The organism is Streptomyces sp. NPDC031474 (assembly GCF_055581185.1).
In genome coordinates, this window is sequence record NZ_JBVIJX010000007.1 from 431,589 (window position 1) to 447,994 (window position 16,406).

Consider the following 16,406-nt stretch of genomic DNA (forward strand, 5'->3'; position numbering starts at 1 on the left):
TATCAGGAACCCTGCCTGATAAATAGAGGGCGCTACGACGGCCACCTGGTGCCCTCGACCGCCGTGGGAGGATTCCCGCCATGCCCGCATCCCCGAGCACCGCCCGGGCCATCAACGACCGGCTCGCCCTGCGGCTGCTGCAACACGAAGGCCCGTTGACGGCAGGGCAGTTGAAGCAGCTCACCGGCCTGTCCCGGCCCACGGTCGCCGACCTCGTCGAACGCCTCGCCGCCGCCGGCCTGATCGACGTCGTCGGAGAGACGGGCGAGCAACGCCGCGGACCCAACGCCCGGCTCTACGGCATCGTCGCCGACCGCGCCCACCTGGCCGCGCTGGACGTGCGCACGGACGGCGTCGCCGTGCTGGTGTCGGACCTGGTCGGCCGGGTGCTCGCCGAGGCATCCGTGCCGATCGGCGGCGACACGGGCACCGGGACGGCCGTGGAACAGGCGGTCACGCTGGTCGAGCGGACGGCGAAGGAGGCCGGGGCCGACCGGCTGCACACCCTCGGCATCGGGGCGCCCGGCCTGATCGACCCGGCCTGCGGTGAACTGCGCGACTCCGGCGGGCTGCCCGAATGGCACCGCCGCCTGGTGGCCGCCCTGCAGGAACGGTTCCCGCTCGCCCACGCGCACGTCGAGAACGAGACCAACCTCGCCGCCCTGGCGGAACAGCGCGAGGGCGCCGCCCGGGACCGCGACACCTTCGTCCTGCTGTGGCTCGGCCACGGCATCGGCGCGGCTGTCGTCCTGGACGGCGCCCTGCGCCGCGGAGCCTCCGGCGGCACCGGCGAGATCGGCTTCCTGCCCGTCCCCGGCACCGGCGGCCTGCCCTCGGCGACGGACTGCGAGGGCGGCTTCCACTCCCTGGCCGGCTCGGCGGCGATCGCTGCACTGGCGGGGGAGCACGGCCTGACGGCGGCGGCCGCGCACCCCGCCGAACCGGTGGCGGCGGCGCTGGTACGGCAGGCGGCGCGGCCGGCTCCCGGCGGCGCCGCCGACCGCTTCCTCGACGCCCTCGCCGACCGGCTCACCCTCGGCGTCGCCTCCGTAGTCGCTGTCCTCGACCCCGGCTGTGTGGTCCTCGGCGGCGAGGTCGGACAGGCCGGCGGTGAGGCGCTCGCCGACCGGGTGGCCCAACGCCTCCGCCGCATGGCCCCCCTCCCCACGGAGGTCCGCCCCAGCACCCTCGGCGGCGCCGCAGTCCTACGCGGCGCCCTGCTCACGGCCCGAGAGTCGGCCCAGGAGGAACTCTTCGGGGGGCGATAGCCCCGGAGGGGACTTCTCCAAGCATGCGGCGGGCGGGGCCGGGCCGGTTCGGAGCATCCCGGCGGGAGCCGGGAGCCGGGCGGAGCATGCGGGCGGGGTAGGGCGGTTCGGAGCATCCCGGTGGGGGCCTGGAAGCGTTCGGACCGTGTCGGCGGGCGGGCCCGCGTCCCTCGGGCTGCCGGGCCGGCGCGCCTGAGCGTCTCGGGCGGCCCGAGCGCCCGGCCGGAGGCTCTCGGGACGCCGGGACGCCGGGTTTCGCAGCGCGGCGGGGCGGGGCGCGGCGGGGCGTGCTGGCCGGAGCCGTTCGCCGCGCGGCCGCCGGGATTTCGAGGCAGGGCGGTGCGGGGGCGAGCGGGTCCGAGTGGTTCGGGGCGCGGTGGTGTGCGGGCCGCGGGGTTCCGGGGCACGGCGGCGCGGGGGTGCGGGGGGCGGGGCAGGCTGGGGTGGGTCAGTGGGGGGTGTGGGTGGTGAGGTAGTTCTCGAACGTGCCCTTTCCCACCGCCCGTTCCGGGGCCAGGTGGCCTCCGGTGCGGAAGCCCCGGTAGGCCGCGCCCCACAGGGGCACGTTCACCACCGGGCGCCGCCGGCCGCTCGCCTTCAGGTACGCGCGGGCCAGCGACTCGGCCGTGCGGACCTCGGGCCCGGCCATGTCGTCGACCCGCCCCGCCGGCGCGCCCGTCGCCAGTTCCACGAGCCGGTCCGCGACCTCCGCCACCTCCACCGGCTGGTCGCTCACCCCGGCCGGCAGAACCAGCACCGGCACCTTGGCCAGCGCCCGGAACGCCTGGACCAGCAGATCGTGGAACTGGGTCGTCCGCAGCACGGTCCAGCCGAGCCCCGACTCCTCCACCTGCTTCTCCACGGCGAGCTTCGTTTTGTAGTAGCCGTACGGCACCCGGTCCACCCCGACGATCGAGATGTAGACCAGGTGGCCCACCCCGGCCTTGCGCGCGGCGGCGATCAGGTGCGTGGCGGCCTGCTCGTCACCCCCGCGCGGTGTGCTCGCGCAGTGCACGATCGTGTCCACGCCCGCGACGGCAGCGTCCAGCCCGGCCCCGCCCCTGCGCAGGTCGACGGCGTACGGCTCGGAGCGCCGGCTCAGCACCCGCGTCTCGTGTCCGTCCGCCCGCAGTCGCGCGGTGACGAGCCGGCCGAGGGTTCCACTGCCACCGGTCACCAGGATCGTGTTCATGCTGTTCAGCCCCTTCGGACACTTGGACGCTCCCGGTCGGAACGCCCTTCGGCAGCTCAGACCGAACAGCCCCCGCGGAATGTGACAGCCGCTGCTACACCCGCCCGACCTGACGCTCCGCAAAGTCCAGCTTCTCCGGATTCATCACGGCCTGAACCCCCGCGATCTCCCCGCCGAGGCACTCGAACCCGAGCGCGGCCATCAGCTCGCCGCCGTCCCGGACGAGCAGGCCCGGCGCGCCGTTGAGCTCGATGGTCGTGAAGGTGGGACGGGTCGTGAAGTTCCGGAGCACACCGGCCAGGAAGCGCAGCACCTTCTCGCGTCCGAGGATCGGCCGCCGGGCCGTGGTCACCCGGCCACCGCCGTCGCTCCACCAGGTGACGTCGGCCGCGAGCAGCCGCTCCAGCGCGGCGAGGTCCCCGTCCCGGGCGGCCGTGAGGAACGAGGCGACCAACTCCTCCTGCCGCGCCGGAGCCGCCTCGAAGCGCCGCTCCGCCGCGGCCAGCCGCTGCTCCGCCCGCCGGTACAGCTGACGGCAGTTGGCCTCGCTCAGGTCGAGCACCTCGGCGATCTCCCGGTACCCGTACGCGAACGCCTCCCGCAGCACGTACACCGCCCGTTCCGTGGGAGTGAGCCGCTCCAGCAGCACCAGCATCGCGAGCGACACCGCGTCGCGCTGCTCCGCCGACTCCAGAGGGCCGAGCGCGCCGTCCGAGGTGACGACCGGCTCCGGCAGCCATGTCCCGGCATAGCTCTCACGGCGCGCCCGGGCCGAGGTCAGCCGGCTCAGACAGAGGTGGGTGACGGTCTTCGCCAGCTAGGCGGCCGGATACGTGATGTCCGTGCGGTCGGCTCCGCTGAACCGCAGGTAGGCGTCCTGGACCGTGTCCTCGGCCTGGTGCGCCGAGCCGAGCATCCGGTAGGCCAGCCCGAACAGCCGGGGGCGGTGGGCCTCGAAGTCGTCGGCGCTCGCGGTCGTCATGGGATCACCCTGTCAGGGCGCGACCGGCCGGTCCGAGGAGACCCGGCGGCGGGCAAGGGCCGTCGTCACCGCCACCGGGCCGCACACCGCAGACCCTAGAAAGGACTAGACCAGTACGTCAATGGGTGGGAACCAGTACGTCAATGGGTGGGAACCAGTACGTCGAGGGGTGGAACCAGTACGTCGAGGGGCGGGTGCCGTCCGGGATCGGCCCCGGCCCGAACCGGGCCTGACAGCCTGTGAGCCACCCCACACCCTTCACCTGTATGGACGCCTGCCGGCCGTGGCACACTGGCCGTGTACCTAAAGCAGCGCACTCCGGGGTCGGTGAAAGTCCGAACCGGCGGTTACAGTCCGCGACCCGGTCGCTTCCAACGGCCGGTTGACCAGGTGAAATTCCTGGACCGACGGTTAAAGTCCGGATGGGAGGCAGTGCGCGCCGGGCGGGCATTCGTGCGCGCCGCCGTATATGTACTCGTCCGCGGACGAGTCTGTCCGGCGTCGCCCCCGGTGCCGTTGCCCGTACAAGCTGTCGTCATCGACAGGCCCCGGAGTCCGTGCCCGAAGAGGCAGGAGGACCCGGGAAGTGTTCACCGGAATCGTCGAAGAGCTGGGTGAGGTCACCGCCGTCGAGAATCTCGGCGACGCCTCCCGTTTCCGGCTGCGCGGCCCCGTCGTGACCGACGGCGCGAAGCACGGCGACTCCATCGCCGTGAACGGGGTCTGTCTCACCGTCGTCGAGCACGAGGGCGACGAGTTCACCGCCGACGTCATGGCGGAGACCCTGAACCGCTCCAGCCTCGGCGCCCTCGGCGTCGGCTCCCGCGTCAACCTCGAACGCCCCACCGCCGTCGGCGCCCGCCTCGGCGGGCACATCGTGCAGGGCCATGTCGACGGCACCGGCGCGGTGTTGGAGCGCAAGCCCTCCGAGAACTGGGAGATCATCAAGATCTCCCTCCCCGCCGACCTCACCCGGTATGTGGTGGAGAAGGGTTCCATCACCGTCGACGGCATCAGCCTCACGGTCGTGGACGCCGGGCTCGACCACTTCACCGTCAGCCTCATCCCCACCACCCTCGCCCTGACCACGCTCGGCCTCAAGCAGCCCGGCGACCCGGTCAACCTCGAGGTGGACATCGTCGCCAAGTACGTCGAGCGGCTGCTGACCACCACTCAGGGAGCTTCCGCTCAGGGAGCATCCCCGCAGGGAGCGGCGCAGTGAACTCGCTGAACTCCGAGGCCTTCGTCATGTTCGACCAGCACATCCTCTGGTCGGACATGATCGGCAACATCCTCGGCCTGATCACCCTCGCCCTGGGCTGGCGGCGCTCCCTGTGGACCTGGCCGGTGCAGTTCCTCTCCGGCCTCGTCCTCTTCGGCGCCTTCTACGGCCACCTGACCGGCAGCGCGGGCAAGCAGGTCGTCGTCATGGCCGTCGCCCTGTACGGCTGGTGGCAGTGGAACCGGAGCAAGGGCCGGTCCGCGGACGGCGCCATCACCCCGCGCTTCGCCACCTGGCCCGAGCGCGCGGGCATGGTCGGCGCCGCTGCCGTCGGCACGGTCGCCGTCGCCCTGCTCTTCAAGGCCTATCCGTCCCTGTCCTGGGACCCCTGGCCGGACGCCTACATCTTCGTCGGCACCATCGTCGCCATGTACGCCCAGGCGCGCGGCATGGTCGAGTTCTGGATCGCCTGGCTCCTCGTCGACCTCGTCGGCGTCCCCCTGAACTTCGCCAACGGCTACGCCTTCTCCGGCTTCGTGTACGTCATCTACGGCGCGCTGGTCCTGTGGGGCATGCGCGACTGGTGGCTGCGCTCCCGCAAGGCTTCGCAACCCGCTCTGGAAGGAGCGCCGGTATGAGCGCCCACCCGTCTCCCGCCCCCACCCCGAACGAGGCACTGCGCGCGGCCCCTCGTGTCCCACCGATCCTCTACAGCACGGACGGCATCGAAGACTTCTCCCTCGACCCCGTCGAGCAGGCCATCGCCGACATCGCGGCCGGCCGGCCCGTCGTGGTCGTCGACGACGAGGACCGCGAGAACGAGGGCGACCTCGTCGTCGCCGCCGAGAAGGCCACCCCCGAGATCGTCGCCTTCATGATGAGCGAGTGCCGCGGCCTGATCTGCGTCCCCATGGAGGGCGACGAGCTGGAGCGGCTGAAGCTCCCGCAGATGGTCGAGGACAACACCGAGTCGATGAAGACCGCGTTCACGGTCTCCGTCGACGCCTCCGCCGCCCACGGCGTCACCACCGGCATCTCCGCCGCCGACCGCGCCACCACCCTCCAGCTTCTGGCGAGCGGCGAGGCGCAGGCCGACGACTTCGTCCGCCCCGGGCACGTCTTCCCGCTGCGCGCCAAGCCCGGCGGCGTCCTGACCCGCAACGGCCACACCGAGGCCGCCGTCGACCTGGCCCGCCTCGCGGGGCTGCGCCCGGCCGGCGCGATCGTCGAGATCGCCGGCGAGGACGGCCGGATGCTCCGGCTGCCCGAACTGATCCCGTTCGCCCGCAAGCACGGCCTGACGATCATCTCCATCGAGGACCTGATCGCCTACCGCCGTGGCTCCGAGCCCACCGTCCGGCGTGAGGCCGAGACCCGGCTGCCCACCGTCCACGGCACCTTCACCGCGTACGGCTACCGCTCCACCGTCGACGGTGTCGAGCACGTCGCCCTCGTCCACGGCGACCTCGGCGACGGCGCGGACGTTTTGGTCCGCGTCCACTCCGAGTGCCTCACCGGCGACATCTTCGCCTCCCAGCGCTGCGACTGCGGCCCCCAGCTCGACGCGTCCCTGGAGCGCATCCAGAGCGAGGGCCGGGGCGTGGTGGTCTACCTGCGCGGACACGAGGGCCGGGGCATCGGCCTGCTGTCCAAGCTGCGGGCGTACGAGCTCCAGGAGCAGGGCCACGACACCCTCGACGCCAACCTGGAGCTGGGCCTGCCCGCCGACGCCCGCGACTACGGGGCCGGCGCGCAGATCCTCGAGGACCTCGGCGTGCACAGCGTGCGCCTGATGACCAACAACCCCGAGAAGACCGACGCGCTCGTCCGGCACGGCATCGAGGTCACCAGGCGCGAGCCGATGCCCGTCCAGGCGGGCGAGCACAACATCCGCTACCTGCGCACCAAGCGGGACCGGATGGGACACGACCTGCCCTGGCTGGAGACGGCCCCCGTGTCCCCCTGCGGCAACCAGTAGCACCAGCAGGAGCAGCAGAACCAGCACAGCCGGCAGCACCAGCAGAACCAGCAGAACCGGTAAGAACAGCATTGAGGAGAGACGTGAGCGGCAAGGGCGCACCGGAACTGTCCGTACGCAATGTGGGTGACTTTCGGGTCGCCGTCATCGCGGCACAGTGGCACGAGAAGGTGATGGACGGTCTGGTCGACGGCGCCCTGCGCGCCCTGCGCGACCTGGGCATCGACGAACCGACCCTGCTGCGGGTCCCCGGCAGCTGGGAGCTCCCCGTCGTCGCCAAGGTGCTGGCCGGGCGGGGCTATGACGCGATCGTCGCCCTCGGCGTCGTCATCCGCGGCGGCACCCCGCACTTCGAGTACGTGTGCCAGGGAGTCACCCAGGGCCTCACCCAGGTTTCCGTCGAGACCGGCGTCCCCGTCGGCATGGGCGTCCTCACCTGCGACACCGAGGAGCAGGCCCTGGACCGCGCCGGCATCGAAGGCTCCCACGAGGACAAGGGCCACGAGGCGGTGACCGCGGCGGTGGCGACCGCGGCCACCCTCCGCTCAGTATCTGAACCCTGGCGATAGGTCCACCGGCGATACGGCTAGGGTGGGCAGCACCATGTCCAAGAAGACGTTCGAGGAGCTCTTCGCCGAGCTCCAGCAGAAGGCCGCCAACGGCGACCCCACCACTTCCCGCACCGCCGAACTGGTCGGGAAGGGCGTCCATGCCATCGGCAAGAAGGTCGTCGAAGAGGCCGCCGAGGTCTGGATGGCGGCCGAGTACGAGGGCAAGGAGGCAGCCGCCGAGGAGATCTCGCAGCTGCTCTACCACGTCCAGGTGATGATGGTCGCCCGCGGAATCTCGCTGGACGACGTGTACGCCCACCTGTAAGCCGTATCCGCACCCACTCCGCACGAACGAAGGAAGCTCGCCTCATGCTGCGCATCGCCGTCCCCAACAAGGGTTCCCTGTCAGGCCCTGCGGCGGAGATGCTGCATGAGGCCGGCTACCAGCAGCGCCGGGAGTCCAAGGAGCTGCGGATCGTCGACCCGGGCAACGAGGTCGAGTTCTTCTACCTCCGCCCCCGCGACATCGCGATCTACGTCTCCTCCGGCCGCCTCGACATCGGCATCACCGGCCGCGACCTGCTGATCGACTCCGGTGCGAACGCCGAGGAGATCCTCCCGCTCGGCTTCGCCCGCTCCACCTTCCGGTTCGCCACCAAGCCGGGCACCGCCACCGGCGTCGAGGACCTCAAGGGCAAGACGGTCGCCACCTCCTACGAGGGCATCGTCGCCAAGCATCTTGCCGAACAGGGCATCGACGCCGCCGTCGTCCACCTCGACGGCGCCGTCGAGACGGCCATCGAGCTGGGCGTCGCCGAGGTCATCGCCGACGTCGTCGAAACCGGCACCTCGCTGCGCAACGCGGGCCTGGAAGTCTTCGGCGACCCCATCATGACGTCCGAGGCCGTCGTGATCCGCCGCGCCGGCGCGGACACCGAGGATGCCGCCGAGCCGAAGGTGCAGCAGTTCCTGCGCCGCCTCCAGGGCGTCCTGGTCGCCCGGACGTACGTGATGATGGACTACGACTGCCGCGTCGAGCAGTTGGAGAAGGCCGTCGCGCTGACCCCGGGCCTGGAGTCGCCGACCGTCTCCCCGCTGCACAACGAGGGCTGGGTCGCCGTCCGCGCCATGGTCCCCGCCAAGGAAGCCCAGCGGATCATGGACGACCTGTACGACATCGGCGCCCGCGCCATCCTGACCACGGCCATCCACGCCTGCCGCCTCTGAGGCCCGAGAGATCCACGCGACGATGTCCCGACTGCCGGGTGGCGACCTGCCCACCCTCCCCGTCACGTTCCGGCCGGCCCGCACCCGCGCGGTGCTGCTCACGGCCGGGGTGGCGATCCTGCTCACCATCTCCACCATCGCGATGCTGCTGGAGAAACTCGGCCCGGGGGAGCGGCTCAGCTTCATCCTCACCGGCGCCCTCATCTTCTGGGCGCTGGCCCGGCTCGCCCGCGTGCGGGTCGTCGCCGACGACTCCGGCGTCACCGTGGTGAACATCGCAAGCAGGCGGCGGCTCGACTGGGCGGAGATCATCCAGGTGAACCTCCGTCCGGGCGACCCCTGGGTGTTTTTGAACCTCACCGACGGCACCAGCCTGCCCGCGCTCGGGATCCAGCCCGGCATCGACAAGCAGCAGGCCATCGCCGACGCGCGCACCCTGCGGGCCCTCGCGGAAACCCGGTCCGTCCGGGACCCCGAAGCGTCCACAGGGCAAGATCAGGGCTGACTCGGGGCCGCCCACCCTGCCGCTGGAGCCCCTGTCTTGATTAATCTGGTGACGGAGGCGTTCCCCTTGTGCCTCCGCCCCTGTTGTGCCCTGCCGGGCTCACAGGGGTTCCTGCTACCCGAGGAGTGACTCCCTCCGGCGATGGACGGTTCGTCCTGTAGTACCTGCGCCGCCCCCACCCGACCTGGTTCGGAGGCGGCGGCATCATGACCATCCCCTTGCTGCTCCTGGCAGCCGCGTTCCTGCTCATCCTCGCCAACGGCTTCTTCGTCGCCGCCGAGTTCGGCCTCATCACGGTCGAACGCCCGGAGGCCGAGAAAGCCGCAGCCGAGGGCGACAGACGAGCCCGTACGGTCGTCGAGTCGCTGAAGGAGCTGTCCTTCCAGCTGTCCGGCACCCAGCTCGGCATCACCATCACCTCCCTCGTCGTCGGCATGCTCGCCGAACCGGCGCTGGCGGAGCTGCTGCACACCCCGTTCACCGCGATCGGCATCCCCGAGGGCGCCGTCTCCGGGGTCGCCGTGGTCGTCGGCATGCTGCTGGCGTCCGCCGTGCAGATGGTGATCGGCGAACTCGTGCCCAAGAACTGGGCAGTGTCCAAGCCCCTGCAGGTCGCGCGGTTCGTCGCGGGCCCGCAAGCCGGCTTCTCCCGCCTCTTCCGGCCGGTGATCTCAGCCCTCAACACCGTTGCCAACCGCCTGGTGCGCGCCCTGGGCGTCGAGCCCACCGAGGAGCTGGCCTCCGCCCGCACCCCCGGCGAACTCGTCTCCCTGGCCCGTCACTCGGCCCAGGCCGGCGCCCTCGAACAGGACACGGCCGACCTCTTCGTACGGACGCTGTCGCTGGCCGAGCTGACCGCGCAGCACGTCATGACGCCGCGCGTGAAGGTCAGCGCCCTGCAGTCCACGGCCACCGCGGAGGACGTGGTCAACCTGACCCGGGCCACCGGCCTGTCCCGGTTCCCCGTCTACCGCGAGAAGATCGACGAAATCGTCGGCATGGTCCACCTCAAGGACGCCCTGGCCGTTCCCGTCCACGACCGGCTGCGCACTCCGCTCGCCCGGATCGCCCGCCCGGCGCTGCTGGTCCCCGAGACCCTGCCCGTGCAGCCCCTGCTGGCCCGGCTGCGCAGCGAGCAGCCCATCGCCGTGGTCGTCGACGAGTACGGCGGCACGGCTGGTGTGGTCACCCTGGAGGACATCGTCGAGGAGATCGTCGGCGAGGTCCGCGACGAGCACGACGGCCAGGACACGCCCGAACTCGCCGCGGCCCCGCCCGAGGAGGGCAGACCCGCCTGGGACGTGGACGGCAGCTGCCGCGTCGACACCCTCCAGCGCATAGGCCTGGACGTCCCGGAGGGGCCGTACGAGACGGTCGCCGGGCTCGTCGCGGACCTGCTCGGCCGCATCCCGGCCGTCGGCGACCGGACCGAACTGCCCGGCTGGCGGCTCTCGGTGCGCCGGGTCGGCCACTACCGGGCCGAACGGGTCCGCCTGGTGCGCACCGGCGTGGTCGTGGAGGTCACCCGATGAGCGTCCTCCAACTCGTCTTCGCCGCGCTGCTCGTGCTCACCAACGGCTTCTTCGTCGGCGCCGAGTTCGCGCTCGTGTCCGTCCGCCGCAGCCAGATCGAGCCCCTGGGCACGGCACGGGCCCGCCAGGTCCTGTACGGCCTGGAGCGACTGCCGCAGATGATGGCGGCGGCCCAGTTCGGCATCACCGTCTGCTCCCTCACCCTGGGCGCGGTCGCCGAACCGACGGTCGCGGGGCTGCTGGAACCGCTCTTCGAGGGGATCCGCCTCCCGCAGGGCATGATCCACCCCCTGGGGTATGTCATAGCCCTGGCCGCGGTGGTCTTCTTCCACCTCGTCATCGGCGAGATGGTGCCGAAGAACCTCGCCATGGCGGCCCCGGAGAAGGCCGCGCTGTGGCTCAGCCCCGGTCTGGTCGCCTTCGCCCGCGTCTGCCGGCCGATCACGGTGGCCCTCGGCGCCTGCGCCCGGGGCATCTTGCGGCTCTTCCACGTCGAGCCCAGGGACGAGGTCGAGGCCGTCGTCACCAGCGAGCAGCTCAACCGGCTGCTGGAGGACTCGGGACAGGCCGGGCTCCTCGACCCCGAGGAGCAGGAGCGGCTGGAGGACGCGCTGGAACTGGGCTCCCGCCCGGTGACGGACGTCCTTCTGAAGCGCGAGTTGCTGGTCACGGTCAGCCCGTCGGTCACCCCGGGCGAGATCGTCGAGCTGACGGCCCGCACCGGCTATTCCCGCTTCCCGGTCGCCGCGGACAACGGCGCCTACATGGGCTACCTGCATGTCAAGGACGTCCTCGACCTGGAGGACTCGGAGCGGGCGGTGCCGCAGCAGGTGTGGCGTCCGATGACGACCCTGCGGTCCGAACTCCCGCTGGACGACGCGCTGACGGTGATGCGCCGGGCGGCGACCCATCTGGCGCAGGTCGCCGACGCGTCCGGCAAGGTACTCGGCCTGGTCGCCCTGGAGGACGTACTGGAGCTGCTCGTGGGCGAGGTCACGGACCCCGCGCACCGGGAACTCCCCGAGGTCCGGCTGACGGAGCCCCGGGCGAGCGACGAGCCGGAGCAGGCGCTGGCCAGCTAGGGGCGCGCCGCTGGAAGGCCGGTGCGCCCGCGGCCGTGAGCCGCGGGGTCCGTCACATCGCCGACGGATCCTGCGGCCCCCGTCCCGACAGCACCTCGCCGTACGCCTGCATCAGGTCCGGCAGCCGCAGTGTCGACAAGTCGTCCCGGGTCGGCATGCCCGGGTAGGTCGACAGCCGCAGATCGCGGTACGCGCAGCTCTTCTCGTACAGGGTCCGCAGGAAACGCCCGTTGCCCAGCTCGTCGATCCATCCCTGGTCGACGACATGCCCGGCGATCGAGCGCAGCTCGTCGAGTGCCTCCTCGTCCCACACATCACCGTTCTCCGCGGCCAGCACCTCGCCGATGGAGGTCAGCTCCAGGGGCCGATAGGAGGGGAAGTCGACGCGGGTGGTGAAACGGGAGGACAGTCCGGGGTTCGCGGCGAGCAGACGGTCCATGCCCTCCGGGTAGCCGGCCAGAATCACCACCAGGTGGTCCCGGTTGTCCTCGGCCCGCTTCAGCAGCACCTGCAACGCCTCGTCGCCGTACGCGTCGCCCTTGCCGTAGCCCGAGTTGGAGAGCGAGTACGCCTCGTCGACGAAGAGGACGCCGCCGAGGGCGGAGTCGATCAGCTCGTTGGCCTTCACCGCCGTCTGGCCGAGGTACTCGCCGACCAGGTCCGCGCGCTGGGCCTCCACGAGATGATCGCCGCCCAGCAGACCGAGGGCGTAGAAGACACGGCCGAGGATGCGGGCCACCGTGGTCTTGCCGGTGCCGGAGGGCCCGGAGAAGACGAAGTGCCGCTTCGGGGGCTGGACCGGCAGACCCTGCCCGGTCCGCAGGCGGGCCATGTTGAGCTGTGCGGACAGCGCTTTGACCTGGCGTTTCACCGGTTCCAGGCCCACCATGCGCTCCAGCTCGGCCAGCGCCTCCTCGAGTAACACGGGGTCCGTGGGCCCGGCCGGCAGCGGCGAGGGGACGCTGTTCTTCTCCCGCACCGCGGGCTCGGTCACCGGCGGCAGCGGGACGACGGGCGGCAGATCGGAGGGCTCGCCGAGCCTCAGGTCCCGGCCCTCCGTGCCGAACAGCGGGTCGAAGCCGTCCGGCCCGTCCACCATGTCCTGCCCGACCCCGGTGAGCGTGATCGCCGCGAGGTCGGCCGCGTCGTCGTACCCGTCATAACCGTCGCCTTCGGCGATCGCGGCGAGCCGAGCCGAGGTGTCCATGAAAGCGGCGTCGACGCGGTGCACCGCCCGGTACAGGGGGAGGGCCGCCGCCGAGCGGCCGGTGCCCTCGTGCGCCCGGGCCAGCCAGTACCGCAGCTCCTTGCGCTGCGGCTGCTCGCTGCGGCAGCGCATCAGCGCCGCCGAGAGCAGCGGCTCGGCCTGCCCGTACATCTCCAGGCGCACCCGGGCCATCCCGCCGAACAGGCCGGCCTCGATGCCCAGCAGCGGATCGTCGAGCAGCGGGTCGGTGTGCCGGACCAGCTGCTCCCAGTCCTTGACCAGATAGGCGCGGCAGGCGTGCAGGAAGCGGACCTGGTGATCGGTGTCGACGGGTGGGAGTCCGGCGAGCGCACGGTCCAGTTCGGGCACATGGCGGCCGTCCAGCCAGTGCGAGGCGTGCGCGAGAAGCAGATCGCGTGGACTCTCCAGTACCGGCTGAACCCACCAGCCCAGCCAGTACCAGGAGTTGAGCGTGCGGCGGTGCCGGGTGCGCTGCTCTCCGAACCGCTCACGGTGCCGGAACATCCGCAGGAGCGCGGTCGTCGTGTCGACGCGCAGCGCGTGCAGCCCGAGCCAGCCGTCGGCCATCCCGGGATCGATCCGCACCGCGGCGCGGAACTCCTCCTCCGCCTGCGGATAGGCGCCCATCGTGTAGGCGTCCACGCCGCGCAGCCAGGCGAGGTCGGCCGCGTCGGCCGGGGCCTCGGGACCCTGCGTGCCGAAGTCCATCACGTCCCCCACAAGCCGTGCCCCCGTCGGTGTGCCGGCGGGTTTCGCCCGTCGGCTGCCTTGGTCGAACCGCTGTGCCGCGGACCGGAGTTGCAAGGTGCGCGCAGCAACTGTCCAGGTCGCACCGAGGGCATCGTACCTGCGTGAGCGTCGCCCGCCGTAGGGTGTCGTACCAGCCGCTCGGTGGGGTGGGAGCAGACGGGGGCGCATCCCGCGCGGTGACCCAGAGTGAGCGATCTGTGTCGCGTCGCGTCCGGATAAGGGGCGGGAGGCGGGCTGCGGACAGAACGAAGCCCCCGATCACGGGGGAACAACCGGGGGCTTCGCGTTCGAGGGCGGCTTCAATGCCGCACATTGAGAACGTAAGACCTGTACGGCCCGTCGGTCAAGCGGAGTTGAAGCAGTTGGCGAACTTCGAGCGGAGGGCCCTTCACAGGTTCACCACAACGCGGGTGGTCCGTCACGGTGGGTGACATCCTGGTGCGGACCAAGCTCTCCCGCCGGCCCCGGCCGTACCTCGTACCCCTGCTTCAACTGCCGCACCAACAGATCGGCGTACGGTCGTGAAGGATCCTCGGCGAAATGACGGACTTCGGCCGGAACCCACTGGTCCCAGAAGTCCCGCTGTTCCTCTCCGTCCCGCGAGCGTCCACGCGCCCATGCCTCTTCGGGCGGCACATCCATCCACAGCAGGCACGCCAGAAACGGCCGCAGGGCGCGGCGGCCCGCGCCCACTCCCTCGACCAGGACGACGGGGGCGGCCGGGAGCGGCCGGGGCGGGCCGAAGCGGCGGCCGCGCCAGTCGTAGGCGGCGTAGTGCGCGCTCTCGCCCCGGCCGAAGGGCTCGATCACCTGGGGCAGCAGCCGCCCGGTCCACGCGAAGAGCTCGTCGTGGCTGGCGATGTCGTCCAGACGCAGCACCGGCGCGCCCCCCAGCGCCTCGGCGAGCCGGCCGGCGAAGGTCGACTTCCCCGAACCGGCGTGCCCGTCGACGCCGATCAGACGGACCGGCCCGCAGGACGGGGGCAGACGGCGGAGCCGGGAGGCGAGCTGGCGGATGGCGGGTCCTGGGGTGCGGAGAAGGAGCATCGGTTCGGCGCGAAAGTCTACGGCCGGGCCGTCGCGCGCCGCGCCCATGCCAGTGACGCGGCGCCCCATTCCTGGGCGCGGCACGGCAAAGGTGCTGGAAGGCGTGCCCGCCCCCGTTCATAGTGGGCCCACAGCCGTGCCGACACCTCGGGGGTCATCCGCCCATGAGCAGAGCCGAACAGCCGTCCCGCAGAACGGTCCTCGCCGCCGCGGTCGTCGCGGCGACGGCAGGGGGCTCGGCCCCGGCCGCCACGGCCGCCGACACAGCCGCCGCCACCGCGGACAGGGGGGACGCCGAATCGGCCCCCGCCCGATCCGTCGACTACCGCGCCTGGACCACCTACGCCGACTGGCGGGCCGGCACCGCCAGGGGCGCCCGCGCGGTGGCGGGCGCCCGCCCCGGAGTCGCCGTCGCGACCCCGCTCGGCACCGTCGGCTACACCGACCCGCACACCGGGACAACCGCGTCCTGGGAGTACGCGACCTGGACGTCCCCGCTCCACAGGCTCGCCGTCCCCTCGACCGAGGTGATCGCCTCCTGGAACGCGAGCACCCCGGCCGGGACCTGGCTCCAGATCGAGCTGAGGGGCACCTACTCCGACGGCACGGACACCCCCTGGTACGTGATGGGCCGCTGGGCCTCCGGCGACCAGGACATCAAGCGGACCTCGGTCGACGGCCAGAAGGACGGCAGGAGCACCGTCGGGACCGACACCCTCGCGATCGACGACGCCTCGACGGGCCTGCGCCTCACCGCCTACCGCCTGCGTCTCACCCTGTACCGCCGTCCGGGCACCGGCCTCACCCCGACGGTGTGGCGGCTGGGCGCGATGGGCTCCGCCGTCCCGGACCGCTTCACCGTCCCCGCCTCCGTGCCCGGCCTCGCGCGCGAGCTGACCGTCCCGCGCTACTCGCAGGAGATCCACCGGGGTCAGTACCCCGAGTACGACAGCGGCGGCGAGGCCTGGTGCAGCCCCACCTCCTCGCAGATGATCATCGAGTACTGGGGCGGCCGGCTCACCCCGGAGCAACTGGCATGGGTCGACCGCGCCTACGCCGACCCGCAGGTGTGCCACGCGGCGAGACACACCTACGACCACCAGTACGCCGGCTGCGGCAACTGGCCGTTCAACGCCGCCTACGCGGCCACCTTCAAGGACCTCCAGGGCGTGGTCACCCGGCTCGGCTCCCTCACCGACCTGGAGAGGCTCATCGCGGCCGGGATCCCGGCCGCGACCTCCCAGTCCTTCCTCAAGGAGGAGCTCACGGGAGCGGGGTACGGCACCGCCGGACACCTGATGACCGTGATCGGCTTCACGGCCGGGGGCGATGTGATCGCCAACGATCCGTTCTCAGCGGACGACGGTGCCGTGCGGCGCGTGTACCGGCGGCGGGAGTTCGAGAACATCTGGCTCAGGACCAAGCGGTACAACGCGAGCGGCAAGGTCGTCTCCGGTTCCGGGGGTGTCTGCTACCTCTACTTCCCGGCGCGTCCGACCGCACCCCAGTGCGCGGCCCTCACGGCGGTGGGCGTGCCCGTGTGAGGAAGGTCTCGGCCGCAAAAGCCCCGACGGGTGGCAAGGTGGACGGATCGGTGGGGGGAATCCACCCGAACGTCCGACCTCAGCGAGACACCATGACCGCACAGACAGCCACCACCGCCCGCGCCCGCACGGGCGGCCCCGACGCCGACGGCCCCAAGGTCCTCGAGCACGTCATGGGCTGGGTCCTCGTCGCGGTCGTCGCGATGCTGGTCACCCAACTCGGACTGCTCTGACGGGTGTGACTTGACGCACGGTTGACCTGACATACTGCGGATGTCCCGCCGACCGCCCGAGACCA

Annotated in this window: 17 protein-coding genes and 1 riboswitch; of the genes, 12 read left to right on the top strand and 5 right to left on the bottom strand. The window is 71.8% G+C overall.

Translation table 11 applies throughout. The features are described 5' to 3' along the window. Positions 1-80 precede the first annotated feature (80 nt). On the top strand, positions 81-1,268 hold the full coding sequence (locus tag ACZ5SK_RS17195; protein WP_334583203.1) for an ROK family transcriptional regulator: 1,188 nt from the start codon (positions 81-83) through the stop codon (positions 1,266-1,268). A 448-nt stretch (positions 1,269-1,716) separates the two neighbouring features. On the opposite strand, the gene ACZ5SK_RS17200 is transcribed toward ACZ5SK_RS17195, so the two are convergent. From ACZ5SK_RS17200 to ACZ5SK_RS17210, 3 genes are all read right to left on the bottom strand, one after another. Next, on the bottom strand, positions 1,717-2,460 hold the full coding sequence (locus ACZ5SK_RS17200; protein WP_334583202.1) for an SDR family oxidoreductase: 744 nt from the start codon (positions 2,458-2,460) through the stop codon (positions 1,717-1,719). Positions 2,461-2,554: 94 nt separating this feature from the next. Then, positions 2,555-3,127: a sigma factor-like helix-turn-helix DNA-binding protein gene (locus ACZ5SK_RS17205; protein WP_468576237.1), complete on the bottom strand. Its 573-nt coding sequence runs from the start codon at positions 3,125-3,127 to the stop codon at positions 2,555-2,557. A 150-nt stretch (positions 3,128-3,277) separates the two neighbouring features. After that, complete coding sequence (locus tag ACZ5SK_RS17210; RefSeq protein WP_468576238.1) at positions 3,278-3,442, bottom strand: sigma factor; 165 nt, start codon at positions 3,440-3,442, stop codon at positions 3,278-3,280. A gap of 309 nt (positions 3,443-3,751) precedes the next feature. After that, positions 3,752-3,882: riboswitch (FMN riboswitch) on the top strand. A 146-nt stretch (positions 3,883-4,028) separates the two neighbouring features. On the opposite strand from ACZ5SK_RS17210, the gene ACZ5SK_RS17215 reads away from it, so the two are divergent. From ACZ5SK_RS17215 to ACZ5SK_RS17255, 9 genes are all read left to right on the top strand, one after another. After that, the gene (locus ACZ5SK_RS17215) at positions 4,029-4,664 is read left to right on the top strand and encodes a riboflavin synthase (RefSeq protein ID WP_334583199.1); all 636 of its coding nucleotides are present in this window, start codon (positions 4,029-4,031) and stop codon (positions 4,662-4,664) included. Further along, positions 4,661-5,302 carry a nicotinamide mononucleotide transporter family protein gene (locus tag ACZ5SK_RS17220; protein ID WP_334583198.1) on the top strand — a complete coding sequence of 214 codons (642 nt, stop codon included), beginning with the start codon at positions 4,661-4,663 and terminating at the stop codon, positions 5,300-5,302. The genes ACZ5SK_RS17215 and ACZ5SK_RS17220 overlap by 4 nt, the downstream gene beginning before the upstream one ends. Continuing rightward, positions 5,299-6,642 (top strand): bifunctional 3,4-dihydroxy-2-butanone-4-phosphate synthase/GTP cyclohydrolase II, encoded by a 1,344-nt coding sequence (locus ACZ5SK_RS17225; protein WP_334583197.1) that lies wholly within the window; start codon positions 5,299-5,301, stop codon positions 6,640-6,642. The genes ACZ5SK_RS17220 and ACZ5SK_RS17225 overlap by 4 nt, the downstream gene beginning before the upstream one ends. 83 nt (positions 6,643-6,725) lie before the next feature. Then, positions 6,726-7,211: a 6,7-dimethyl-8-ribityllumazine synthase gene (gene ribH / locus ACZ5SK_RS17230; protein WP_334583196.1), complete on the top strand. Its 486-nt coding sequence runs from the start codon at positions 6,726-6,728 to the stop codon at positions 7,209-7,211. A gap of 34 nt (positions 7,212-7,245) precedes the next feature. Continuing rightward, positions 7,246-7,518, top strand: coding sequence for a phosphoribosyl-ATP diphosphatase (locus tag ACZ5SK_RS17235; protein ID WP_079665193.1), 273 nt, complete (start codon positions 7,246-7,248; stop codon positions 7,516-7,518). Positions 7,519-7,562: 44 nt separating this feature from the next. Further along, positions 7,563-8,420, top strand: coding sequence for an ATP phosphoribosyltransferase (hisG, locus tag ACZ5SK_RS17240; protein ID WP_334583195.1), 858 nt, complete (start codon positions 7,563-7,565; stop codon positions 8,418-8,420). 22 nt (positions 8,421-8,442) lie between these two features. After that, positions 8,443-8,925, top strand: a complete 483-nt coding sequence (locus ACZ5SK_RS17245; RefSeq protein ID WP_319676485.1) for a PH domain-containing protein — start codon at positions 8,443-8,445, stop codon at positions 8,923-8,925. Between the two features lie 206 nt (positions 8,926-9,131). Further along, a complete protein-coding gene (locus ACZ5SK_RS17250; RefSeq protein ID WP_334583194.1) occupies positions 9,132-10,457 on the top strand; it encodes a hemolysin family protein in 1,326 nt (441 codons plus the stop codon). Then, positions 10,454-11,539, top strand: a complete 1,086-nt coding sequence (locus ACZ5SK_RS17255; protein ID WP_334583193.1) for a hemolysin family protein — start codon at positions 10,454-10,456, stop codon at positions 11,537-11,539. The genes ACZ5SK_RS17250 and ACZ5SK_RS17255 overlap by 4 nt, the downstream gene beginning before the upstream one ends. Positions 11,540-11,591: 52 nt before the next feature. Here ACZ5SK_RS17255 and ACZ5SK_RS17260 read toward each other — a convergent pair whose 3' ends face one another. Continuing rightward, complete coding sequence (locus ACZ5SK_RS17260) at positions 11,592-13,475, bottom strand: AAA family ATPase (RefSeq protein ID WP_361701594.1); 1,884 nt, start codon at positions 13,473-13,475, stop codon at positions 11,592-11,594. A gap of 438 nt (positions 13,476-13,913) precedes the next feature. Then, positions 13,914-14,564 (bottom strand): uridine kinase family protein, encoded by a 651-nt coding sequence (locus ACZ5SK_RS17265; protein ID WP_334583191.1) that lies wholly within the window; start codon positions 14,562-14,564, stop codon positions 13,914-13,916. Positions 14,565-14,728: 164 nt separating this feature from the next. Between ACZ5SK_RS17265 and ACZ5SK_RS17270 the strand changes: the two genes are divergently transcribed. Next, positions 14,729-16,108, top strand: coding sequence for a peptidase C39 family protein (locus ACZ5SK_RS17270; RefSeq protein ID WP_334583190.1), 1,380 nt, complete (start codon positions 14,729-14,731; stop codon positions 16,106-16,108). A 92-nt stretch (positions 16,109-16,200) separates the two neighbouring features. Continuing rightward, entirely contained in the window at positions 16,201-16,341 is a 141-nt protein-coding gene (locus ACZ5SK_RS17275; protein WP_107472667.1) for an SCO1431 family membrane protein, read from the top strand. Positions 16,342-16,406 lie beyond the last annotated feature (65 nt).